Source organism: Diplocloster modestus (assembly GCF_019042245.1).
GTDB classification, from domain to species: Bacteria; Bacillota; Clostridia; order Lachnospirales; family Lachnospiraceae; genus Diplocloster; species Diplocloster modestus.
The window spans coordinates 146,001-168,453 of sequence record NZ_JAHQCX010000008.1; the positions used below are offsets into that span (position 1 = coordinate 146,001).

A 22,453-nucleotide genomic window follows, 5' to 3' on the forward strand; every position below is an offset into this window, starting at 1 on the left:
TCTGGCCGATGCGATTAGGCTTCCATTACTTGCAAAGTCCGGCCCCCGGATCCGCTCCCTGCGCCTGCACGCTCCGGCCCCCTAATGATAATAAAATCATTTAATCCATCTTATCCTGGAAAAGAGTGTTCTCCACAATCTGGGCTGCCATGGCGACTAACTCTGCGCAGGGACGTTTCTGGTAGTATTGGGGCGTACGTTCTTCGGGGGTGGCGCTTGTTTCCGGCTTGCTCAGGCCCAGGAGCTCATGACAGACGATAGAACCGTTTTGCTCTTTGAATTCTTCCGCCATGCGGCGGACCAATTCGTAATTTTCTTTTTTGGCCTGCTGATTTTTGCTGTCGGGATTGCCGTTTGACATGCCGGCCAAAAGGGTCATGCCTGAGACGGTTCCGCAGACTTCCCGCATGCGGCCGAAGCCTCCGCCGAAGCCGCAGGATATCTTAAGAGCGGTTTCCTGGTCTATGTCGAAAAGGTCTGCGTATGCTGCGAAAACTGCCTGGGAACAGTTGTAGCCTTCCTTGAACAGACGGACGGCTTCGTTGACTCTGCTTTTCATTTGTTTCCTCCAGTGACGCATTTACAGCGTCATTTATTCTTATATTTATGCGGCATCTTTTGCATCTTTTTTTGCAATATATAGGCAGTGTTGAACATTAGTACCGGGTTGATATGGTTACATGTTGCCTGCGAGTTTGTCTTTGATGACGCCAAAGCACTCGCGAACCATGTAGTTGATCTGCAGGATCGGATCTCCGGGAGCGGGGATACCACTTATTTGGGTCAGTCCCTGTTTTCGGCCGATGCTGACGGCCCGGTAGATATGGAAGTTGTTTGTAACGACGGTTGCGGATGGATTTTCTCCCTGCATGAGCGCTATGCTGAATTCCAGGTTTTCGGCGGTGTTGGTGGACCGGTTTTCCTGCAGCATGTGGGACGCCGGGATGCCTCTTTCATATAGGTAATCGTACATGGCCTGGGCCTCGGAGATATTTTCCCCTGTCCCCTGTCCGCCGGAGAGGATCAGGATAGTGTCCGGATGCTCCTGGTAGTAGGCGTAGGCCGCATCCAGACGGTGGCGGAGGGCTTTGCTGGGAACGCTGCCTCTGACCTGGGCCCCCAGCACTACGGTGTAATCCACGGTCTCTGTGGTCTCCTGGCTCATTCCTCCAATGATAAAACCTTCAATGATGCCGAAGATCAATAGAATGGCAACGATGAAGGTTATGAGGCTTATGCCCGCCCAGTTTGGAAGCTTTATGGATAGAGCATGGTGTTTTTTGTATTCCAGCAGCGCGTATATGCCGATGAAAATGATTCCGCCGGCCAGCCAGAGCCAGGAAAAAGAGGCCCGCCAGCCGGCGTATATAATTATAGTAATATAATATAGAAGAAACACGATTCCGGATAGGAGAAAGAAAAGTCCCATCTTATCTTCCGCAGCATTTCTTGTATTTTTTACCGCTTCCGCAGGGACAGGGATCGTTGCGGCCGACTTTGGGGCCTTCCCGCCGGAATGTCTGGGCTGCCTTCTGCTCTTTATAGTATTGCTTTAATTGTTCCTCTGTGAAGATTTCTTTCCACTGAGGCAGTTCATAGAGCCAGTCTGCTTTGGCGTCTACCATATTTTTATAGAGCTTTTCTTTGTCGAATTCCAGACTGACCCGGGTGTCCTCTTCCATCTCCTCAATCGGATTAGGGTTCTTTAAGCTATCGTTGATTCCATCCAGGAATCCTACCATAGTCATTACATCGATCTCGTATTTTTCTGCCAGCTCTTTGACTGTTCCGGTTACCGTAGTGTCCGGGTCATTCAGGAGCTGCTCATAGATTCCTTTTTCAATCTGGAAGTACTCGGTCCAGAAATCCTGTAATTTTGCTTTGTCGGCATTCTGATCATATGCCCTGTCTCTCCATTGATCTAATAATCCCATATTTCTTACTCCTTCGTGTCTCCTATGAGCAGCCAGACGGCAGTCATAAGATTAGATTTTGATTAACGGTTATAGTATATACCATTTTACTTTATTTTTCAAAAGATATTTCACGGTTCAGTTCACCTCGGAAATCTTTTCCGTATTTATCCGTGACCGCGGTGTAGTAGACATCGGATGCCCAGATGTCCTGTTCCAGCATCCGATAGAAATTTTCATCCATCTGACTCCTGGCTCCAGACAGTTTGGTAACCATGGGGATCTCGCTTTTTTCCTTGATGGCCGATAACAGTTCCCCGGCGGAACGGCGCAGTCCAAGGACTTTAGCGTAACCAATGTAACCATTCTGCACCCACTCTGTCACATCGTCCCTTCGGATCTCCAGCAGGATATGAAGGAGTGAACGGCAGACACGGGTATAGGTAAGCTGCCTGGTTTTGATGTGGTCCGCAAAGGAACTAAAACTTTTATAACGGTTTAGTTCATTTTGAATACGGTATGACAGATCGCCGGAAATATCCTGATACTCACTGATGGGAGTCTGTCCTCTTAAGAGCAGCTTGTATTTTAACATGGAGGAAAAGTCATCCTCGTAGATCGGATAGGTGCTCCTGTATTCCTGCCCCAGGATTTCAAATACAGATTCCGGAACCTGGCCTCTGAAATCTTCGGGTATTCCGCCGCTGTGCAGGGTTTCGCGGATAGCGGTGGCGGAACAGACCGGCTGGTCTATGGACCTGTCGTGGTAACCGGCGCAGATGCGCTTTACCGATATGGGAGTGATCGAACTCTTTCTATTATATAGTGCTTTCCGGTATTCCAGGGCCAGAATATTGTTCGGCTGATCCAATATACAGGCAAGCTGTGGATTATCCAGGCAGGTGGTAAGGGCCTGGCTTCTTGCAGCCGGATAAGTCAGTCCCTCCTTTAACGCGGATCGTATGAGGCCGGAGATTTCTTCCGGTTCATCTGCCAGGATGGCAGCCGCTTTGCTTAGAAGGGTATCCTCCTCCGTCTCGCAGCCAAAGCACAGGTAGTCCACCACGTGCAGTTTGTCCAGAAGCGCAACAGCGCCGGATGCAAAATATTCGGCACTGCCGGCAGCGTAACAGACCGGCAGCTCAATCACCAGGTCTGCTCCGTTTAACAACGCCATCCTGCTGCGGGCATATTTATCTATGAGCGCAGGAACTCCGCGCTGCAGAAAGTTTCCGCTCATGATTACGACTACATAGTCGGCCCCGGTCTTTTCTTTAGCTGCTTGCAGGTGGTACAGATGGCCGTTATGAAACGGATTGTACTCCGCGATGATTCCTACTGTTTTCATGGTTACCTACTCCGTTTCTCTCCGATTGACTTAGGGTGCAATTATCCTGAACCGTGGAAAATGATCTAAGATGTTATTATCTTATTTCTTTCTATTTATGCTGTCAACGCGGGGAAAAATAAATTTTTTAATTTTTTTTACAACTTTTGTATAAAAGTCAAAAAATCTTCCTATAATATGATTAATCTCACAGATGATTTGACAGCGAAGTCAGGTTGTTTGTAGATTAACAATTGCGTATGCTCTTTGCCGCTGCCGCATCCCCCCCTTAGGCAGCGGGAAATACGAAAGACAAATTAATACTTATCCTCCCCTTTTTTTAGCGGAACCCTTGATTTATCAGGGGTTTCGCTGTTTGTACGGGCAAAAGTGCGACCAAAAGTGTAAGTTCGATCTGATACTTTCCTTATCCTTCTTATCACTGCGTTTATAATAGAAATCTAAGGTAACCCTGACATCCATAATTATGCTTCGTAAGGCCGTCAAACCGAAACTTCTTGTCCTGTTCATCGGTATCTGTACCGTGGGCATCTTAATCGTTGGCTATCTGTTTCATGCGTTTCAATTTTTGTTAATCTAAGGAGGAATCTACAATGGGACTGTTCGGAAAAAACAAAGAAGGGAAAAGGGCGTGCTGCTGTGATATCACCTGTGATGCTAACACTTCAAGATGAACGTTGGAAAAAGTATTCTATACGATATCGCCTCTGTATGGAAGGACAATCGCTGCTGCTTCCCGCATCCCCAGTCTGCTTAAATATCGTGCGACATACCCGGTCTCTGCAATCTGTAACTCCTCCAGGCAGGCGGAGAAGCCGGCCGTGTCAGCACGGGCCAGGAAATCGATCAGCGACTCCAGATAAGGAAGATAGTAGCTGTTGGTCTGCTCCCTGTCCCCATGCAGATTCCGCAGCGGGAAGCCCCATAAAAGCTGGCGGGTCAGCTCGGCATATACCGCACAGATTGCCGGATAGGGGGCGTGAAGAGAAATAAATTCATAGTTAGTATATATCAGATTGTCATAGATATCGGATTGCTTGATCTTCTCCAGCTTTTGAAGCCACTGCCCACGGGAACGGCCGCTGATGGAATCTAAGGTAATTTGGGCGCAGTCCCGGCAGGAAAATGCTAAAATATGGAGGCTCTGAAGAAACTCCAGCAGACGTTTTTGAATCAAAGGGTCCATAAAGTCGCAATTTTCAGCACCGTTCAGAGGCGGCAGCACCTTTGTTCCCACTCCATTGACAGACATCGTGGCACCGAGCTTATTGAGCAGTGCTATTGTCCGGCGGACAGTATTGAGGCTGACCTGCTTTTCCGCGGCTAGTTTTTTGGGGGAGGGCAGGTAACTTCCGACAGGATAGACCCCCTCATAGAACGCCAGCAATAAATCCATGCACAGTGAATAGCAGACCTGAGAAGTCTTTTTATAAATACTCCAGCTAAAATCAATTTGTTTGCAACTGCTATGTTGAGGGATATATTTATTATAAAATATGCGCAGGCCGTCAGAATACTTCTCCGTGCTCAATTTCACAGCATCCCAGAGTGATTCCCAATCGTTTTCCCGAACCGAGCTGATCATATTGAGGAAAGGACTGGTGCCCGCGTTTATTGGTTGTAAGTTTTGACTGATGCTGACGAGAGGCGCTTGAAAGTACAGGAACATCTGCCACAAAAGCTGCAGAAGCAAATCGTTGCCCAGTGGACTATAAAGCAGCTGCAGCTGTCGTGACATTCTGTATATCGGTGATATATCTTTTTGTCTGGAGAGCCGTTCTAACTCATCGAGATTCTCCCGGGTGGCAATCTTTAACGCAAACCACTGTGCAAAATTAGCCAGTATCCCTACCGACTGCGAAAAAACCAGTAGTGACTCCTTCCGGCAGGAAAAGTAGTAACCGAAATTCTGCCGGATTTCCTCGTCCGTGTACTGAATCTTTACCGTGGCTCCCACACAGGTTCTCAGGGTAATATATCCTTCTTCCTTCAACCGCAGGTATGCAAGACGTACGGTATCAATCGAAGCCAAAAAATAGGTGCTCGCATCTTTAATCGTTGGAAGAGAATCTCCGTATCTATGCATCCCGAACTCGATCTGCGTCTTCAGCAGCTCATAAATAATTTGCTGTAACTCTCTACCTTTTGACAAAGTAATCTCCTCCCTTTGTTTAAATCAAGGAAATTATACCATACTTAACTACCTTTTTGAAGAATTTTAGGTATATTCCCGAACCCAAGGAAGAATCCTGCTGCATGGTCATGATCCTTTTTTTTAACCTATATTTGTACAGTTGCTATTTGTATCCTGATTTGTTATACTTTATTGGTAAGTGAGTAAGGAAAGCGTATACCGATTTCCTTTTAAGAGCTTTTGCCCATATCACCAGCAGGGGTCTTTGGGGAATTCTAACATAAGGAGGCTGCATATGGCTCAACCATTGAAAAACAACTGTGGGGTGGAACTGACCGGCGGTGATGTATCTGAGGACTATGAGCTGCTGATGAACACCATGCAGGTGAGTGTCAGTAAACATATTCTGGATGAACATTTTACTGCTATCTGGAGTAACGCCTTTTACTATCAGCTCATCCGTTATCCCAAGGCGGAATATGAGGCTTTATTCCATAACCGTCCGGACCTCTATTATCCATACCATCATTACGAGGAGGAGCTGCATAAAATTCAGGAAGTCGTACTGGATGCCATTGAAACGGGAAAAACAGAGTACGGCCTGACTACCCGGATGCCGGTCAAGGGAGGCGGGCACATCTGGGTACAGCTGCACGGTGTAATTACCAAAAACATGTACGACGGCTATCCGGTTGCCTATTCCGTACTTGTTAACATTGATGACACGGTAAAGATGCAGCAGGCCCAGTCTATCACCTACAACAATATTCCCGGCTTCGTGGCTAAATATCTGATCAGGGATTACCTCCATATAGAGCTTCTGGAGGCAAATAAACAATTTACAGAGTTTTTTGGGACTACCCAGACCCGTTCTTCGGACGATCAGCTCTTTCGGATGAATGTGGAGTCCAACAGGGAATCGATCATCCCACAGATGGAACAGGTGAAGCGAGGCGAACACGTCCGGTTTCTTGCCATCCTCCAAAACCAGAAGGGAAAATCTCTCTTCATGCAGGCCAACGGCGACTGTGTAGACTGGATTGATGGCTCTCCGGTCTATTTGCTGACCTATATCGACGTGACCGACCTAACGGAGCTGCGTCAGATGCAGGAGAAGCTAAAGGAACAGAAACAACAGTTGCAGGACGCCCTGTTCAGTGCGCAGAAAGCCAATGCCGCCAAACGGGATTTTCTGTCCCGGATGTCCCACGAGATCCGTACACCGATGAATGCCATCATCGGTATGACAACCATTGCCGCAGTACATCTGGATGACCAGCACCGCATTGAGGATTGCCTGGAAAAAATCAGTTTCTCCTCCAAACATCTATTGGCTCTTATTAACGACATTTTGGATATGTCCAAGATCGAGGACGGTAAGCTGACCATCAGTCATGCTCCTTTTTATCTCAAGCAGGTGTTAGATTCCGTCTCCACGATCATTTATCCTCAGGCGGCTGCGCGGGGGCTCGGCTTCAAGGTATCTGTGCAGGATATGGCGGAGGAAGAACTGTTGGGAGATTCCATGCGGGTCAACCAGATCTTAATCAATCTCCTGTCCAACGCGGTGAAATTTACGCCGGAGCATGGAAAGGTACAACTGGAGGTAAAAAGACTTAAGCGGCACGACAACAGCATAAAGCTGAGCTTTACCGTCAGTGACACGGGCCGGGGCATGAGCGAAGAATTTTTAGAACGGCTCTATCAGCCATTTGAACAGGAAAACACCATCGGCGGCACAGGACTTGGGATGCCGATTACGAAGAACCTGGTCGGCCTTTTGGACGGTACCATCTCTGTGAGAAGTGTGTTGGATCAAGGTACTACCTTTACAGTGGAGCTTCCCTTTGGTTTATCCCAAAGACAGCCGCCTCTGACCTATCCCACCATGGGTACTCTGCGGGTCCTGGTGAGCGATGATGATCCGGATGACTGTACCTATGCCACCCTGCTGTTGGACAAATTCGGCATCAAACCCAAATGGGTGCAAAGCGGCAGGGAGGCGGTTGCGGAGATCCGCCAGACTTATGACGCGGGGGAAAACTACGATATCTGCCTCATTGACTGGCAGATGCCGGAGATGGATGGCATCGAAACCACCCGCCAGATCCGGCGGATCGTCGGGTCGGATACTCTCATCATTATTATTACAGCTTATGACTACAGTGAAATCGAAACGGCTGCCCGGGAGGCTGGTGCTAATCTCTTCCTTTCAAAGCCCCTGTTCGCGTCCTCCCTGTATAACGCTCTGATGGCCGCAACCGAGATGGGAGCGCCGCTTCCCAAACCTCATGCATTGTTCAAAACGAATTCGCTGGCCGGAAGAAAAATTCTTGTGGCGGAGGACAATGATCTGAATCTGGAAATTGCTGTGGAGATTTTGAGTATGGCCGGCGCGGCGGTGGACTGTGCTCACACGGGGAAGGAAGCGGTCGATTGGTTTCAAAGCTCTGAAGGGAGAACCGGTGACGCGATCCTGATGGATATCCAGATGCCCGAGATGGACGGTTACCAGGCGGCCAAAGCGATTCGCCGCTGCGCTTACCCCAATGCCGGCACGATCCCGATCATCGCCATGACCGCCAACGCCTTCCGGGAAGATGTGGATGCGGCGTTGGCCGCGGGCATGGACGCCCATGTGGCAAAACCCATTGATGTGGAAGAACTGTACCGGACATTGGGGAAATGTTTGAAAGATATTAGATGACAATGAAATGATCATAGTAAATTTCCATGGGATTATACCCGCTCCTGCATTCCTCCGCCATAAAATATCCCAGCAAAGACCATCCCCAGAATGGGTTCAGTCCCGTCCCTTCTCCGGTTTCGGTGATATAATATTCCCGGTCTCCGGATTTATCAATCAGTTCCCGTGTCTTAACCGCAATCGTCAGCGCAATATCCGGATACCCATATGCCATCAGTCCATGCATAACCATATAGTTTGTGGGTACCCAGGTATCGGCCCGCCAGTTACAGCCGATATCCCCGTCCAGGTGAACCGGACTGTAGCCAGGCTCGGATGCCGCCAGGGCCGGCAGCGGATATGGACGCCAGAATTCCTCCGTATTCAGGATATGCTGCTCAACCAGCCGGCCCGCCTGCTCATGATCAGCGATCCCGGCCCATAGCGGCAGCAGTCCGGATATGGATTTGACCCGGATCGCCTCGCCGGACCGCATATCCCGGTCATAAAAGTAACTGTCCTCTTCGTCCCACATCGAAAGTACCGCTGTTTTTCTAGTTTTTGCGATCCTCTGGTACTTCTCAGCTCTCTTCGTATCCCCGCGGAATGTGCAGATCTGGGCCAACGCCAGACACTCCCTGTACAGGTGGCAGTTCAGGTCCACTCCCTCACAGTAATCAGACCGCCATACACCAGCCCGCTCGTGCTGATCGTCCATACCGGTTTCCACAGAGCTTCTCCAGTATGACAGATTGTTTTTATCCGGGTCCCTTGCATAAAGCCAATAATCCAGGGATCTTTGCAGTTTCCTGTAATTCTCTTCTTCCAGCCAGTCCAGATGCCCGTCATGACGCAGACATAACAGCGTAATCTGGGACAGGAACGGTTTTACCATTTCGAAATCCTCTTCCCCGGAATAACCGTTTTGTATCGCCCTTTTGGTGAATCCATCCTCCTGTTGGAAGGCCAAATAAACCAGGACCGCATTTCTCATACGCACCGTATCCTGCCCCATATATAGCTGTACGATTCCTTCAAAATATTGATCCCAGTCATATAACGTAGTGTTGGCATAGCCCGTATAATACGCAAGCCCTGTTTCCTTATTTACTGCCAAGCCGTTTTCCATCAGTTTCTCAATCCGGATGCGCTCTTTTTCAGTCAGGCCGGACGCTATCTTCTCCATCCTCGTTCGTTCCATTTGCTCCATCGTCTGCTTCATCATCTGCTCCATCCTTTGCACCATCCTTTGCACCATTTTCTTCCCGCGCCAAACGCCATGCCCGCGGCGATTCCATTAACCCCTGTGGCAGCAGTACATAGCTATCCTGCCACTCCTGGCCTTCTGTCAGAAATGTTTCCGGGCCGTAGGCATACGCCCTCCCGGGCAGTCGGTGGAGGGGACCGAATGTATTTCGTCTCGTCAATTCCACCCGCATTCCGGTTAAATCCTCTACCGTTCTGTCATACGGCGGCCAGGCTGCAAGCTGCCTGTCTTTCCCCTCATACACGAGACAGGCCCCTTCAAATTCCGGGCTGCCAATCCTGATACATTCTCCCATAAGATTTGGAATCCGGTAAATCACCCCTCCGGAATAAAAAGGCAGTCCCTGGACAACAATGTCACCGGATTTCAGCTCTTGCGGAAGCTCATCCAGCACCACCTTTGTTCCCTCTTTGATATAGACACCGAATGTACCCAGCAGATATACGGCTTCGATGCCGGAGCCGGCTCCGTAGTATCGTTCTATTCGGATCACATTCCGTCCTTTTCTCACCACATGCGCAGGAATGTCTATTTTTTCAAAACAGATATCGATCCATTTCCCGCATAATATCGATCTGTCTTAGCAGTTCCTGTTCCTCCAGTTTTCCATTCCAGGCCCAGAATGGCCTGGCATAATATTCCTTACCGGGATTCCGGAACTGCTGCAATATCTCTTTTATGTGTGAGGGCCCACCGCTTCCGATGGAATCTCTGCATTCTGTCCGGTCTATGATTGTATGATCTTTTCTTACCATATGACCTCCTATTCCCAGCAGATTCCCGGCATTTTTCGGATCTCGACTTCATCCGGCGCGCTCACACTGGCATGTATCGTACCGTCCTCATCCTGTCTGGCCTGAATGCAGACCTCACCGCAGGGAGTCGGAAAACTTCCTTTCACCCATTTCAGATCGCCCAGTTTTGGTTCGGCCTCGATCAGTCTGCACCCGGGCTCCAGCACTTTCAGGCCCAGGACGTTCTCTGTCAGCCAGGGAGTGACGCCCGACGCCCATCCATGACAGAGGCTGTGCCGGTACCCTTTGTAACAGTATCTCCCGAAGGTCCCGTGAATGTCCACCTCCTTTGGACTATGGAGCAGACTGTCAATCGGAGCCGCATGCTCCATCCATTCCACATCAAAATCCTCCCAGAATGTCGTGGCTCCCAGCCGGAGCATCCCGCCCCAGTAATCCCGGACGCAGTCCAGACATCCCGTAAGATCCCCCGCCATCGCCCGGGCAGTCAGAATATAATATCCCATAAAGGTAGACATTCCCTTTGCCCCGCCTGCCTTTAACAGTTTCTCGTTGGCGGTATTTGCGTCCAGGAGTCCTGCCATGACCAGAAGAGCGGCGGCCTGTTTGGACTCTTTATAATCGGCCGGATATTTTTTCAGTCTCATCAGATCTTCCCCGCAGCGCAGCTCATGCTCTTTTTCTCCCAGGATCTGAAAGATCCTCTTAAGCTTCTGTGCCGCAATCGTATGCAGTGCCTGGAGTCCGGCATCCACCACCACAGTGTCCGCATGGGAGGGCCAGTCCAGGAAACGGATCTGCGGGGTGGTATCTTTGCCGTTTTCATCGATGGACGCCGAGAGCTGATCACTGAGTCCCAGCAGGTACTCACGGTTGGACTTTAAGTATTCCAGGTCATTGGTGTGCAGGAAATAATCATGGAGGATCAGAATCCACCACATGGAGTAGGCCGGGTAACCGTTCATCCATCCCGGCAGCGGTGTCTCTGCTTTTACGAACTCCAGGCTCCTGGTGATACTTTGATCGGAACCAAATACCGCCTGTATCGTAGTGATCTCCGGATGCATGTCTCCGACCCACACCAGCCGGTCCCTTTTAATCCCGTCCCATATATAATCCTGCATGTTCAGATGGACCGTATAAGCTCCTGTGTACCAGATGCGGTTCAGCAGCTCGTCGCTGCTTTGAAAGCTCCCCCTGTACGGAACATCCTTGATAATCAGCACTGCCTTCACGGTTTTTAAGACCAGTTCTGCCTGCTCTTCCATCAGGTCCAGCCGAACGAAGCGGAATCCTGTCTCCCCCACCGGTGTCATGCTCATACTGCTGATATTCGTGATAATATCCCGATTGGCATGATCATTGGTAGCATTCTTGTCATCTCCGATATCGCTCATGGCTTCCATCGCAGATTCCCCGAAGCGGACCCTGACTTTTGTCCCCGCTCCCTTATTCTCTTTCCAAGCGGATATGATGATCCCCCCATGGATCTCCACACCAAAGTCCAGCAGCACACCGGCCTTTTTCCCGTTATTTCTTAGAATACAGGGATTCGTAGCCTCTAAAGAGATCTGCACAGACCGGTCCAGCAGCAGCGCACCGCTGTTTTCCACCTGCGCACCGTCCTCTTCTGTCTGCCACAGTATTTTCCGGGGACACAGATAGATGCGTTTTCTTACATCCACATCCGCAGCCGGCCGGATATTATTATCATTGAAGTCAAAAAAACTTTGACCCCCATTACTTTCCATCTTCATTATTATATTTTCCTCCAGTAGCGCATTTACTGCGCTTTAATTCAGGTATGGATGAACTTCTGTTCAGCCGTTCCTCCAGTAGCGCATTTACTGCGCCTTATTTCCACTTCAGCATCCGGCGGGCATAGCATACGGAGCCCAGAATCAGGATCCCGGAAATGATCATATTGATCTGCATAGAACCAAAGACCATCCTGCCGATCACAAGCGTCACCTGCTCCATCCAGGAAATCAGCCTGGAACCGGTAAAACTCCCGATAAATCCTCCGCAGGCGGTTACCGCGGTGGCCAGTCCCAGATAGGCCATAGCCCGTTCCGGTTTTATATAATCATAGGGTATCATAAACTGAGAGGTAACCAGCCCGGTAGAGATTAGTCCGCTGGTGAGAAAGATCACCAGGATCAGCCCCATTGACTGTGACGTCACAAGAGGCCATATGAAAAACTGGACACCCAGTGCTGCGGTGGTAACCAACAGAATCCGGTTCCAATGAATCCGGTTGGCGATTCTCCCCCATATCGGCGCGACGAGCATCTGTGTCAATACCTGAAGTGATGTCAAAAGCATCACGTGGGTAAATGATAAATGCAGCTGATCCAGCATATATGCGTTATAATATGGATTTGCCATATTGGTGGCAAAGTTTAGCCAGAACATATAAAAAAGGAACATCCCGAACCGCCGGTCCGACCGAAGGCAGCCCGTATACTTTAGAAAAGATTGCTTTTCCTGTACCGGGTGCATTTCCACATAGGGAATCTTCCGGATAATGGCATAATCCGCCGCGGCAATCACCGCAGCCGCCAAAAACACCGCAGCAAACCCAATGTATTCCCTCTCATTTGCTTTCAATTCATCAATCAGAATACCGCCCAGGAAAGACAGCACGGTAGTAATCACAACCACGATCCGGTCCCGCCTGGCGAAAAATGTTCCCTGTATATCGGCATCCACCATATTTACCATCCAATAATTCAAACGGATACCGGAACTGGCGGCGATCGTGTAGGCAAATGCCAGGATTACTCCCGCCATCGCAGTTCGGGCGCTTAGTGAGCCTGCTATCAGCACATCCTGGCCCGGAAGGAGCAAAGGGATCAGGATAATACTCAAGATCAGCATTCTTCCCGTGAATACCAACCGGTTAATGGTCCTGCCGGAGTCCGGAAGCCTCGACCAGATACGTTCCAGCATTAACTGAAAAATATTGGCCAGCAGAGGGATAGACAGCACGACACCTACTTTTGAAGGCGCCACGCCCAGATACAGCAAAAAACCGGTCATCAAAACCCCGGAAACCAGGCTGTTATATACGGATGCCATCACCTGGGAAGCAAGAAACCGTTTCTGTTCCGGACGGAATGGCCCCGCGTCCTTCTGACGCTCACTTTTCATACGCTTAACCCTTTACGGCTCCCACCATCATTCCTTGTACATAATATTTCAGGCAGCTTGCCGTCGCGATCAGCAGAGGAATGGTACCGATGATAAAGGCGGCGGCGATCAATCCCATATCGTTGGTCCCTTTTCCGGCTGCGTTGTTGAATACGATCTGGCAGAAGGTCTTAACATCATCACCACCGGTAATGGCGATGGTGGGCCAGATATAGTCATTGTACATAGCGACTACCGAGGTGATTCCCACGGTAATCAGGATCGGCTTGGACAGCGGCATGGCGATTCTGGCGAACATACCGAACTCTCCCGCTCCGTCGATCCTGGCCGCCTCGAAGATATCACCGGGCAGTTCCCGGAAGAAGGATTCCGCCAGAATAATACCCATCACTTGCTGGCCGGCCACGTAAGGGATGATCAAAGCCCAGAACGTATCCACAATGTGCAGCCCTTTTACAATGTGGAAGTTCGGAATGATCAGCAAAGTATAGGGGATCATCATGACCGCCAGGATCAGGGAATACAGCACTTTTCTGCCTTTGAATTCCATCCGTCCGAACGCGTAGCCGGAAAGTGCCACGATGATAATAATAAAAAACAGGGAAATTCCGCACACATAGATCGAATTTAATACCGGTTTGAAGATAAAATTCATCGCTTTTTCGAAATTAATCCAATACACAGGATTCGGAAGGCCCAGAAAATCATTGGTAATCATGACATTGGGCTTTAAGGACATATTCATCAGCATCAAAAACGGAAATGCCGTAGTAATCAAAAGCAGTATGACAACCAGCCTGGACACGACATAGCCCGGCGTTATTTTTCTCTTTACTCCCACGTCAGTCACCATCCTTTAACAATTTTCTGGAAATCATGGTAAGCAGTATGATCACAAGGAACAAGACCACTCCCAGCGCGGAAGCGTATCCAAAGTTCCCGTCTCCGAACGCTACCTTGTACATCTGAAGGGCGGGTATCATGGTCGCAAAGCCCGGCCCTCCGTTGGTCGTGGCCGCCACCAGGCCGAAGCCCGACAGGCTGTTGATCAGGGAAAGGGTCACTACGATTTTTGTATAAGGTCTGACATTGGGCAGATGAATGTCTTTTACCACATTCCAACTCGTCGCTCCGTCCACGATGGCTGCCTCATAGAGTTCCTCCCCGATCATGTTGATCCCCGAGTGAAAGATCAGGAAATACATGCCGGATACAAAGGGAAACCCGATCAGCACGATGGCGAACAGCGCTGTTTTTTCATCGTTAAGCCAGTTATGTATCCATCCGTCGGCGCCGATTTTCTGCAGAATGGTGTTAAATCCAAAGTTCGGGTTATACAGATATTTCCAGATCAGAATTACCACAATGGAGGGAACCAGCATCGGGATGACAAACGCGGTCCTCAGGAAACCTGATATTTTCTTATGTTTGATAAAAAACAGCAGTTCCGAAGCCAAAAGCGGGAAGAACACGCTGAAGAATACGGCTGCCACTGTAATCACGACCTGATTTTTAAAGGATGTCAGAAACATGTCATCGTGAAACGCATCCACATAATTCCGAATTCCAATAAAATTTGAGCTTTTATCCGTAAAGGAGGTAAATACGGCGTTTCCTATGGCATAGTAAGAGAATACGGCCAGCAGAATCACCGTAGGTGCTATAAACAGATAAGGAATCATCTTTGCACAAAATGTTTTTTTCATAAACTCCTCCAGTGCCGCAGTTCCTGCGGCCTATCTGCATCCGGTATTACCATTTCACAGTATTACCGTTTTCCAGTTGCTTCTTTTTATCGTATTTGCTATAATAAACATGCTGTTCTCTTATGGGTAATCGTTCCACCGGTCCCAATATATTGTGAGAGCAGTTTTTTATAGCTCCTGCCCGCGAAAGGCAGGAGCTATTTTTTATTTCATAGGAAAGTGCTCCTATGAAATAAAAAACGCTCCGCGGGGATCGCACTGCGGCGGAAAGGAAGATGCCGCTTGCGCGGCCCGCCGCAGGCGGAGAGTTTCGCAAGCGAAACTCTTTTTCATTCATCAGGAAAGTGAATCACTTTTTTATTTCGCCGTATCCAGGGTCGCGGGGTCCAGATCAAATCCGGCACTCGCGATGCCCTCATCCGAATACTTGTCATAATAGGGCTTTAACTGCTCCAGGAATTCGCCAGCATCAATTTTTCCTCTGCTCAGGGAATTCACCAGATCATAAAATTTGGGCATATCCGCCTGGGTAACTCTGGTGAATCCGGTCAGGCCGTCCCAGTCCCTCGCGGTTCCCTCCGGTACGAAGCCGTCTAACTTTTCCTGCAGTTCCGCGCTTAAGGTAACCCCCGCAATTACACTGGGGCCCTGGATAAAGTTTCCACTCGCCAGTGTTTCTTCATAGGTGGTCTGGGCCTGCTTCGGAGAATACCAGAATTTGTAGAAATCCTTGACTCTGGCCATATGGTCCTCGCTGTCTTTTTGAACGACCGCCATCTCATTCCCCAGTACGAAGAGTCCCCTCAAGGTATTTTCCAATCCCTGGGGCGCATCTTTGAAGGATGGGAACTGGAAGGTGGACCACTGGAACTGCTTATCCGCCGGCAGCTGGTTGATGTCGTCCAGGATCTTACCCGCATTGAAACTGCCCTGCAGCAGCATAGGGGAGTTCCCCATCTCGAAGTCGGTGATCATCTGGTTGCTGTCCACTCCCACCCAGTTTTCCGGGAAGAATTTTGCAACCTTGCTGAAGGTATCCCAGATCGTCTTGTTCAGTTCCGTGTTCACACTGTTTTCTTTCCGGTACATAGCGATTCTCTCATCGTTATTGACGATGTCTTTATCGCATTTCAAATTGCTGGGATCCCATTTGAATCCCTCGTTGGCTGTCATGGTCGCTTCATCCCACACCGCATCCCCGGGCTGTGTCAAAAACTGATCTTCTATGATCCGGTATCCGGAGTCCGCGATGGAATTCAGGAACCAGCTGGATTCCAGGCCGGCTGCGATCGGATTCTGGTATCCTTTGGATTGGAATGTCTCACAGGCCGCGATCAGATCCTCGAAGGTCTCAGGTACCGCCACGCCTTCTTTCTCAAAGATATCTTTATTGTAGAAGAATGCGACGCCGATTTTATCAAAGGGCAGGATTCCCATTTTCGATCCGCCTGTTTTATTCAGTGCTATGGCCAGGTCGTTGGGGTCAAATACGTCCCGGACCAGTTTGCCGTCGTTATAAGGATTGACTTCGTCCAGCATAGGAGCCAGATCCGTCAGATAGCCTTTTTCAAACGCCACGTTCCAGCTGCTGGCAGTCAATGCATTTACCACAAAGTTACCATGTACGATGTCCGGCGCATCATTCTGATCCGCGCTGAACGCAGTCTGCATTTTGGTCATATAGGCATCGTTATCCGATACTACGTCCACTACGACTTTCGTCTCCGGATGAAGTTCCATATATTCTTCCGCCAGTTTTTTCTGGCCAGCCGTATAGTAGTTGTTGATGACGCTCAATACAATGGTATCTTCCTTCGAGCTGTCCCAGGCTGCATCAGAAGCCTGTGCGGGTGCCCCGGTCTGTTCTGCCGTACCTGCTGTTTCCTTCGGCGTATCTGTGTCAGGCGTTTCACTTTTACTTCCACAGCCCGCGAGCATGGCCGATACGGTCATAGCCCCCACTAACAAAAAAGCTAAGCTTCGGTTTCTTTTTCTCATTTTTCTTCTCCTTTTCTCTTACGGGCCTATCGCATCTTTTCTTTCACTGGCTTACTTGGTAATCGTTCCACCGGTCCCATGATACAGTGCGCGCAGTTTTCACCTCCTTGTGGTATATTTGCCACCCGTTTCTTTTTTATATCATCTGCATTTTGCAGTTGACTGCCCTTCCATCAGTTCCAGATCGTTCTGAAAATATCCTGTGCTGCCGCGGCTCATATTTGTATAGAGCAGCTCGAATGCTTTCTTCCCAAACTGAATCTTATCCATGGACATGGATGTAAGTATCGGCTCCCAGTACTGTCCGTAGGCGATCCCGTCGAATCCCATCACCGATACATCTTCCGGAATCCGAAGTCCTCTCGCCTTCAGCGCCTTCATGGCTCCTAATGCCATCAGGTCATTGACACAGATGACCGCTGTGAATTCCCTTCCGGAGTCCAATAATTCATTCGCATAGTGGTAGCCATCCATCATATCCGTGGAATAAGGGAATTTACCATCGAACAGCAGACTGTCTTTGCAGGGGAGATGTAACTTTTCCACCATCTCCCGGTATCCGATACTTCTTAAGTCATAGGGTAAGTTTCTTCCCAATCCGCTCAGATAAGCGATATCCCGGTGTCCCAGGTCATACAGGTACTGCATCGCGATATGCATAGCCTCGATATGGTTATTTTCTATCGATGACACTTTTCTGAAATCAGCCCCCACATTGCCGCTGACGATCACTTTGATCCCTTTGTCCACCAGATGGTATAGTTTTTCGATCTTGAACTTATATGGTATCGCCGTGACAAACACACCATCCAGCCGCCGGATAATAAAATTATCAAAATAATCGTCCAATTTATTAAAACCGGTACAGATATTTACAAAATATCCCTTCTCATTGGCCGCGCTTTCGAACCCCCTGACAATATCCCCAAAGAATGGATTGGAAATATTCTCCAGTACGATACCGATCTGCATGGTTTTCTTCATTACCATACTCCTGGCGATCATATCCGGCCGGTAATCCAGCTCCTTAATCGCAGCCCGGACCCGGACCGCCGTCTCTTCTTTTACCTTATTGTTCTCGTTCAATACATTTGATACAGTCGCGGAAGATACTCCCGCCAGCTTTGCCACATCCGCTCTCGTCACTTTCAAGATCGTCACCATCCTCCAATAATTTATGCGTGTAAATTATTTTCAAAAAGAAAAGAAGATCTATATTCTCTTCATTCTTTATATCATCCCTATATTTTTCACAAATCATCGTGTTTTTACACGATTTTTAAGTTTAATTATGGATATATTTATGTATTTTTATATTTAACATCGTAATTATCATAGCATTTCACGTAATCTTTGTCAATGCGTTTTTTACACGTGTATATTTTAATTGACTTTTTTCCAGCAGCATGCTACTTTCATCTTATATCGCGGATAAAATATTCTAAAAAAACAGGAGGAATGTATTATGAATCCATTATTACCTATCCGGCATTTTGTTCCGGACACCGAAGCGCGGGTCATGCCTGACGGCCGGCTATATCTTTACGGTTCTTATGACATCAGCCGGGAAACAACCTATTGTTCTGATATCCTGCATGTTTTTTCCACCGATGACCTGGTCCACTGGACAGATCACGGCGCTGCGCTGCGCAGCCAGGATATTCCCTGGGCTTCTGAAGGGCATCTTCTGTACGCTCCGGACTGCATATACCAGGACGGAACCTACTATCTGTACTTTTGTATGACCGGTTCCTATGAAGGAGTCGCCATATCCGACAGCCCGGCAGGTCCTTTCCATCACCCGGTTCCGATCACCCCTGCCGACCGGGACAGCATTGATCCCGCGGTATTTATCGATACCGACGGACAGGCTTATTACTTCTGGGGACAGTTTCATTTACGCGGGTCAAAATTAAATCCGGATATGATAACCCTGGACGTATCCACCCTGAACACCTGCATCATAGATGAGAAAAATCACGGCTTCCATGAAGGCATCTCGATCAGAAAGCGGAACGGCATCTACTATCTGTTATACACTGATATTTCCAGAGGTAAGGCAACCTGCATATCCTACGCCATGTCCGACTCTCCCCTCGGTCCTTACAAGAAAGGAGGCGTCATCATTGACAACATCAACTGTGATCCCAACACCTGGAACAATCACGGCTGCATGGCGGAATACAAAGGCCAGTGGTACGTATTTTACCACCGTTCTTCCCAGAATTCTAAGTTCAACCGCCGTGTATGCATAGAACCCATCTTCTTTGACGAACGAGGATACATAGCGGAAGTCCCCATGACCAGTCAGGGGGCTGAGCCTCCCCTCTCTGCCGGAGTCCCCATATCTGCGGCCCTCGCCTGCCAAATGATGCATGGTCTGTTTATTTCTCCTGCCGCAGATAACACAACGGAAATCCTGAGCCACGCCACCAATGGCAGCTGGGCAGCCTACCGCTACCTTTCCTTTGATGCCCCCAAAAGTTTCTCCATAACAGCGGCCGCCGCCATCAACGGCGGGACCGTAGAAATCTGGGCCGACTCCCTGCTTTTGGGCTCCTGCCTAGTCACCCCCACCGGAGGCTGGGACATTTACCGTACCTTCCGCTGTCCCTTAACCCCCGTCACCGGAGTAAAGACTCTGTATCTGGTCTTTCGGGGAAACGACCTTAAGAGACGGCTTATGGACGTGAAGGAATTCTGCTTTTATGGAGACTGTGGAAGTGGAAATGCTGACTAACACAGTAAACGGCGGTACCGCCCGGCTGGCAGTGGATGACGGAATGCGAATTATCGCTGCCTCCGAGGGCTATTACCGCATGACTGGATATTCCGGGGCCGAAAGCCTGGAAGCTCCATTCTACCGAAAAGGGGTTAAACTTGTTCTGCCACAGGATCTGCCTGTTATCGCATCCGCGATCGAAAATCTTACCCGGGATGAACCTATCCAAATTACATACCGGATTCGAAAAAAGGACGGTACCATCGCCTGGAATATCCCGGCCGGTGTGCTTCGGGCTTCTGTAGACGACGGTATCTGTGTACTGTTCGCCAATCACGAATTTTACCGCCAGATTGGATACACACAGATAGAATTTGCCGGGAAAGATATAAAAAATCAATATCTTTGTTCATGTACTGGGTGATGAAGTGCTGAAGAATATTGCCGCTATCCTGCAGGCTGAATTCCGCTCCTCGGATCTGTTCGCCCGGATGGGCGGTGATGAGTTTGCAGTTTTTGTGATAAATATATCTTCTGCGGAAGCGACCTTTAAGATTGCCGACAGGCTGCGCGTCAAGATCGGCGGTCTGACCGGGCTGACCGGGCTGACCGGTCTTACACGCCAGATTACCATCAGCCTGGGCATGTCCACTTATCCGATGGATGCAGCCACTTTCGAGGAGCTCTATAAGGAAGCCGACCAAGCTCTGTACGAAGTGAAACACAACGGCGGCAACGGGTGTCTGCGTTATTTTTGATACGCTATTCTTTCAGATCCGTTTTCCAGATAAATCACTCCGCAGCGCGTGAAACCATTCTTTTCCAGAGCCCGCTGCATCGGGATATTCTGCCTGTGGGTATCGATCCTTATGCTACCGCACCGTTCACAACACCATCCAATACAGAAGGAGGCTACGCCTTTGGTCCCTTGTTTTGAGGTAATCCGGTGAATGATACCGTAGGGCATTTCATTGAGCCAGCTTCCCTCATAGATCTTCCGGTAAGCTGGCTCCACTCCCTTTTTAAAATAAAAGGTTCCAACGATTTCCCCGCCGTTCTCACATACATAGCTGTTTCCCTCTTTTATATCGGCAATCATCAGTTCCATTGGCGGATAGGCAGTTCCCCATTGATCGGGGTTTCCATTCTCTGCCATGAAGTTTCTTGCTTCCTGGAATAATAATGCAATGGTGTCCAGGTCGTTGATTGTGGCTTTTCGAATCTCCATAAAGTCCTCTTTTCTACAGCTGGGCTGTCTTCGTTTATTCTTCTTATTACTATTTGTCGTTTATCTCAGGGCTTTTGTAATTGAATGTCTTTTTGATTCAGTGTACCGATATAGCGGCCGATTCTCTTAAATTTGTAATTGTTGGTGATATCGATATCTTCCTCCTCGTCGTACAGGGCTTTTAATAGAATCAAATTCTTATTTTTATAAACACGCCGGGCCATGAGATACCCGTCTTTTAGAAACATCCAGATTTCTCCGTGTTTGGGAAAATAATCGTCTATATACTGGAAACACAAAATGGAATCTGGGAAGAAAAAGGGCATAAACTTATCCGTATTCATGTAGACACAGAAGGTCGTCTGCACAGTCAAAGCATTGTAATCCGTTTCAATCATATATAATTTCTTGCCCGAACATTCCGCTAATTCACCCCGCCAGTTCAGGAATTCATAGCAGGTGATCACGGTTTTATCCTTGTTTTTCAAATATATCATGCGGTCGTATTCCACATTAATTAAAAATTTTATGTAATCCTGTCTGTGTTTTGGCAGCTTATTATAACGGTAATAATATTCTTCCAGTTCATAAGGGACACTTGTCTCTCTGTCAAACAGCTCATCCATAGAGCACCGAAGCGCATTTGAAATCGCCTCTATGGCCTGGCAGCCTGGATTTTTCGTAATCCCGCTTTCAATTTTAGCCAACGTACTCAACGGAATTTGACTGGCATGTGACAGCATATCCAGCGTAAATCCTCTCGCTCTCATGATTTCTTTCAATTTTTTATGATCCATTTCCTTTGTCTCTCTTTCTTACGCATCCTCAGTATTCCAAATTTGGACAATTTTTAACAGTTGTAGTCATTGACTTCATTATAGTACTTTTCTTATAATTAAATCTATTCCTACAATAAATCTATAAGTTCCAAAATGAATCTTAATGTCCTATTTTGAATCTTTAAGTCCTATACGTAAGAAGAACGTACGAGAAAGGAGTTTTTGCTATGGTCATTAAAAACATTCAGCTGGTAGTCCCTGAGGATTCTTCCTTGCAGATCATTGTCTTGTGCCAATCGGGAGACCGGCTCACCGTGTTGGAACTTCCGAATACCACCTCAGCAGAACTGCCGGATCATTCGCTACTTCTTTCGAAGGAACACACTTCATCCTTGGAGATTGCCCCCATCATCCGAAAGCTGGGATTGCCGCCCAATTTAAAAGGCTATGGCTATCTGCGCAAGGCAGTCGAAATATCTCTGCATTATCCGGACACTGCTATCAGTATTACAAAGCTGATCTATCCGGAAGTAGCCCATACTTTCCGTACCACGGAGGCCAGTGTAGAGCGTTCGATCCGCCATGCCATACAGGTAATCTGGACAAAAGGAGACCGGGATTTTTACCGGCAATTGTTTCCATACAGTGCGGGACACAAACCAACCAACAGTCAATTCATTTCCCTTTTTACCGAATACTTGAAAAGGCAGGAAGGCCGCACAATTCTAACTTATCAACCATCGGATTTGTAATACAGATTATAT

21 protein-coding genes and 1 pseudogene are annotated in these 22,453 nt (G+C 48.5%); 6 read left to right on the forward strand and 16 right to left on the reverse strand.

The window, feature by feature from the left end:
* Positions 1-100: 100 nt before the first annotated feature.
* The 4 genes from KTH90_RS13290 to KTH90_RS13305 form a co-directional block, all read right to left on the reverse strand.
* Positions 101-559 carry a C-GCAxxG-C-C family protein gene (locus tag KTH90_RS13290; RefSeq protein ID WP_158355212.1) on the reverse strand — a complete coding sequence of 153 codons (459 nt, stop codon included), beginning with the start codon at positions 557-559 and terminating at the stop codon, positions 101-103.
* A 117-nt stretch (positions 560-676) separates the two neighbouring features.
* Positions 677-1,429, reverse strand: coding sequence for a YdcF family protein (locus KTH90_RS13295; RefSeq protein WP_158355210.1), 753 nt, complete (start codon positions 1,427-1,429; stop codon positions 677-679).
* Between the two features lies 1 nt (position 1,430).
* The gene (locus KTH90_RS13300) at positions 1,431-1,934 is read right to left on the reverse strand and encodes an SEC-C metal-binding domain-containing protein (protein WP_238726922.1); all 504 of its coding nucleotides are present in this window, start codon (positions 1,932-1,934) and stop codon (positions 1,431-1,433) included.
* Between the two features lie 91 nt (positions 1,935-2,025).
* A complete protein-coding gene (locus KTH90_RS13305) occupies positions 2,026-3,261 on the reverse strand; it encodes a nucleotidyltransferase (RefSeq protein WP_158355207.1) in 1,236 nt (411 codons plus the stop codon).
* 445 nt (positions 3,262-3,706) lie between these two features.
* Between KTH90_RS13305 and KTH90_RS25330 the strand changes: the two are divergent.
* Positions 3,707-3,841: pseudogene (locus KTH90_RS25330) on the forward strand (permease); the annotation flags it as partial.
* Positions 3,842-3,952: 111 nt separating this feature from the next.
* Here KTH90_RS25330 and KTH90_RS13315 read toward each other — a convergent pair.
* Positions 3,953-5,413, reverse strand: coding sequence for a GntR family transcriptional regulator (locus KTH90_RS13315; RefSeq protein WP_238726923.1), 1,461 nt, complete (start codon positions 5,411-5,413; stop codon positions 3,953-3,955).
* 277 nt (positions 5,414-5,690) lie between these two features.
* Here KTH90_RS13315 and KTH90_RS13320 point away from each other — a divergent pair, with 277 nt between their 5' ends.
* Positions 5,691-8,102 (forward strand): response regulator, encoded by a 2,412-nt coding sequence (locus KTH90_RS13320; protein ID WP_158355203.1) that lies wholly within the window; start codon positions 5,691-5,693, stop codon positions 8,100-8,102.
* Here KTH90_RS13320 and KTH90_RS13325 read toward each other — a convergent pair.
* The 9 genes from KTH90_RS13325 to KTH90_RS13365 all read right to left on the reverse strand — a co-directional run bounded on the left by KTH90_RS13325 (position 8,095) and on the right by KTH90_RS13365 (position 18,124).
* The gene (locus tag KTH90_RS13325) at positions 8,095-9,315 is read right to left on the reverse strand and encodes an MGH1-like glycoside hydrolase domain-containing protein (protein ID WP_238726924.1); all 1,221 of its coding nucleotides are present in this window, start codon (positions 9,313-9,315) and stop codon (positions 8,095-8,097) included. The two genes, KTH90_RS13320 and KTH90_RS13325, sit on opposite strands and share 8 nt — an antisense overlap.
* The gene (locus tag KTH90_RS13330) at positions 9,239-9,841 is read right to left on the reverse strand and encodes a hypothetical protein (RefSeq protein WP_238726925.1); all 603 of its coding nucleotides are present in this window, start codon (positions 9,839-9,841) and stop codon (positions 9,239-9,241) included. Before KTH90_RS13330 ends, KTH90_RS13325 begins: the two co-directional genes overlap by 77 nt.
* Before the next feature lie 43 nt (positions 9,842-9,884).
* Positions 9,885-10,103 carry a hypothetical protein gene (locus KTH90_RS13335; protein ID WP_158355195.1) on the reverse strand — a complete coding sequence of 73 codons (219 nt, stop codon included), beginning with the start codon at positions 10,101-10,103 and terminating at the stop codon, positions 9,885-9,887.
* Between the two features lie 8 nt (positions 10,104-10,111).
* On the reverse strand, positions 10,112-11,860 hold the full coding sequence (locus tag KTH90_RS13340; protein WP_238726926.1) for an alpha-L-rhamnosidase-related protein: 1,749 nt from the start codon (positions 11,858-11,860) through the stop codon (positions 10,112-10,114).
* A 97-nt stretch (positions 11,861-11,957) separates the two neighbouring features.
* A complete protein-coding gene (locus tag KTH90_RS13345; RefSeq protein WP_238726927.1) occupies positions 11,958-13,256 on the reverse strand; it encodes an MFS transporter in 1,299 nt (432 codons plus the stop codon).
* A gap of 4 nt (positions 13,257-13,260) precedes the next feature.
* On the reverse strand, positions 13,261-14,097 hold the full coding sequence (locus KTH90_RS13350) for a carbohydrate ABC transporter permease (RefSeq protein WP_238726928.1): 837 nt from the start codon (positions 14,095-14,097) through the stop codon (positions 13,261-13,263).
* 1 nt (position 14,098) lies between these two features.
* Positions 14,099-14,962: a carbohydrate ABC transporter permease gene (locus KTH90_RS13355; RefSeq protein ID WP_158355188.1), complete on the reverse strand. Its 864-nt coding sequence runs from the start codon at positions 14,960-14,962 to the stop codon at positions 14,099-14,101.
* 357 nt (positions 14,963-15,319) lie between these two features.
* Entirely contained in the window at positions 15,320-16,960 is a 1,641-nt protein-coding gene (locus KTH90_RS13360) for an ABC transporter substrate-binding protein (protein WP_238726929.1), read from the reverse strand.
* 141 nt (positions 16,961-17,101) lie between these two features.
* Entirely contained in the window at positions 17,102-18,124 is a 1,023-nt protein-coding gene (locus tag KTH90_RS13365; RefSeq protein WP_158355184.1) for a LacI family DNA-binding transcriptional regulator, read from the reverse strand.
* A gap of 301 nt (positions 18,125-18,425) precedes the next feature.
* On the opposite strand from KTH90_RS13365, the gene KTH90_RS13370 reads away from it, so the two are divergent.
* From KTH90_RS13370 to KTH90_RS13380, 3 genes are read left to right on the forward strand one after another with little or no spacing between them, the layout of a single operon-like run.
* On the forward strand, positions 18,426-19,700 hold the full coding sequence (locus tag KTH90_RS13370; protein WP_158355182.1) for a family 43 glycosylhydrolase: 1,275 nt from the start codon (positions 18,426-18,428) through the stop codon (positions 19,698-19,700).
* The gene (locus KTH90_RS13375; protein ID WP_158355180.1) at positions 19,669-20,106 is read left to right on the forward strand and encodes a PAS domain-containing protein; all 438 of its coding nucleotides are present in this window, start codon (positions 19,669-19,671) and stop codon (positions 20,104-20,106) included. Before KTH90_RS13370 ends, KTH90_RS13375 begins: the two co-directional genes overlap by 32 nt.
* Positions 20,107-20,110: 4 nt before the next feature.
* A complete protein-coding gene (locus tag KTH90_RS13380; protein WP_238726930.1) occupies positions 20,111-20,440 on the forward strand; it encodes a GGDEF domain-containing protein in 330 nt (109 codons plus the stop codon).
* On the opposite strand, the gene KTH90_RS13385 is transcribed toward KTH90_RS13380, so the two are convergent.
* Together KTH90_RS13385 and KTH90_RS13390 are read right to left on the reverse strand one after the other, a co-directional pair.
* Complete coding sequence (locus KTH90_RS13385) at positions 20,431-20,910, reverse strand: GNAT family N-acetyltransferase (protein ID WP_158355176.1); 480 nt, start codon at positions 20,908-20,910, stop codon at positions 20,431-20,433. The two genes, KTH90_RS13380 and KTH90_RS13385, sit on opposite strands and share 10 nt — an antisense overlap.
* Positions 20,911-20,975: 65 nt before the next feature.
* Positions 20,976-21,707, reverse strand: a complete 732-nt coding sequence (locus KTH90_RS13390; RefSeq protein ID WP_158355174.1) for an XRE family transcriptional regulator — start codon at positions 21,705-21,707, stop codon at positions 20,976-20,978.
* Between the two features lie 209 nt (positions 21,708-21,916).
* Here KTH90_RS13390 and KTH90_RS13395 point away from each other — a divergent pair, with 209 nt between their 5' ends.
* Positions 21,917-22,441 (forward strand): sporulation initiation factor Spo0A C-terminal domain-containing protein, encoded by a 525-nt coding sequence (locus KTH90_RS13395; RefSeq protein WP_158355172.1) that lies wholly within the window; start codon positions 21,917-21,919, stop codon positions 22,439-22,441.
* Positions 22,442-22,453: the final 12 nt, after the last annotated feature.

Bases quoted from the DNA above. Each gene is read 5' to 3' on its own strand.
- KTH90_RS13290 (WP_158355212.1), bottom strand. From the start codon at position 559: ATGAAAAGCAGAGTCAACGAAGCCGTCCGTCTGTTCAAGGAAGGCTAC.
- KTH90_RS13295 (WP_158355210.1), bottom strand. From the start codon at position 1,429: ATGGGACTTTTCTTTCTCCTATCCGGAATCGTGTTTCTTCTATATTAT.
- KTH90_RS13300 (WP_238726922.1), bottom strand. From the start codon at position 1,934: ATGGGATTATTAGATCAATGGAGAGACAGGGCATATGATCAGAATGCC.
- KTH90_RS13305 (WP_158355207.1), bottom strand. From the start codon at position 3,261: ATGAAAACAGTAGGAATCATCGCGGAGTACAATCCGTTTCATAACGGC.
- KTH90_RS13320 (WP_158355203.1), top strand. From the start codon at position 5,691: ATGGCTCAACCATTGAAAAACAACTGTGGGGTGGAACTGACCGGCGGT.
- KTH90_RS13325 (WP_238726924.1), bottom strand. From the start codon at position 9,315: ATGGAGCAGATGATGAAGCAGACGATGGAGCAAATGGAACGAACGAGG.
- KTH90_RS13335 (WP_158355195.1), bottom strand. From the start codon at position 10,103: ATGGTAAGAAAAGATCATACAATCATAGACCGGACAGAATGCAGAGAT.
- KTH90_RS13340 (WP_238726926.1), bottom strand. From the start codon at position 11,860: ATGAAGATGGAAAGTAATGGGGGTCAAAGTTTTTTTGACTTCAATGAT.
- KTH90_RS13345 (WP_238726927.1), bottom strand. From the start codon at position 13,256: ATGAAAAGTGAGCGTCAGAAGGACGCGGGGCCATTCCGTCCGGAACAG.
- KTH90_RS13355 (WP_158355188.1), bottom strand. From the start codon at position 14,962: ATGAAAAAAACATTTTGTGCAAAGATGATTCCTTATCTGTTTATAGCA.
- KTH90_RS13360 (WP_238726929.1), bottom strand. From the start codon at position 16,960: ATGAGAAAAAGAAACCGAAGCTTAGCTTTTTTGTTAGTGGGGGCTATG.
- KTH90_RS13365 (WP_158355184.1), bottom strand. From the start codon at position 18,124: ATGGTGACGATCTTGAAAGTGACGAGAGCGGATGTGGCAAAGCTGGCG.
- KTH90_RS13370 (WP_158355182.1), top strand. From the start codon at position 18,426: ATGAATCCATTATTACCTATCCGGCATTTTGTTCCGGACACCGAAGCG.
- KTH90_RS13375 (WP_158355180.1), top strand. From the start codon at position 19,669: ATGGAGACTGTGGAAGTGGAAATGCTGACTAACACAGTAAACGGCGGT.
- KTH90_RS13385 (WP_158355176.1), bottom strand. From the start codon at position 20,910: ATGGAGATTCGAAAAGCCACAATCAACGACCTGGACACCATTGCATTA.
- KTH90_RS13390 (WP_158355174.1), bottom strand. From the start codon at position 21,707: ATGGATCATAAAAAATTGAAAGAAATCATGAGAGCGAGAGGATTTACG.
- KTH90_RS13395 (WP_158355172.1), top strand. From the start codon at position 21,917: ATGGTCATTAAAAACATTCAGCTGGTAGTCCCTGAGGATTCTTCCTTG.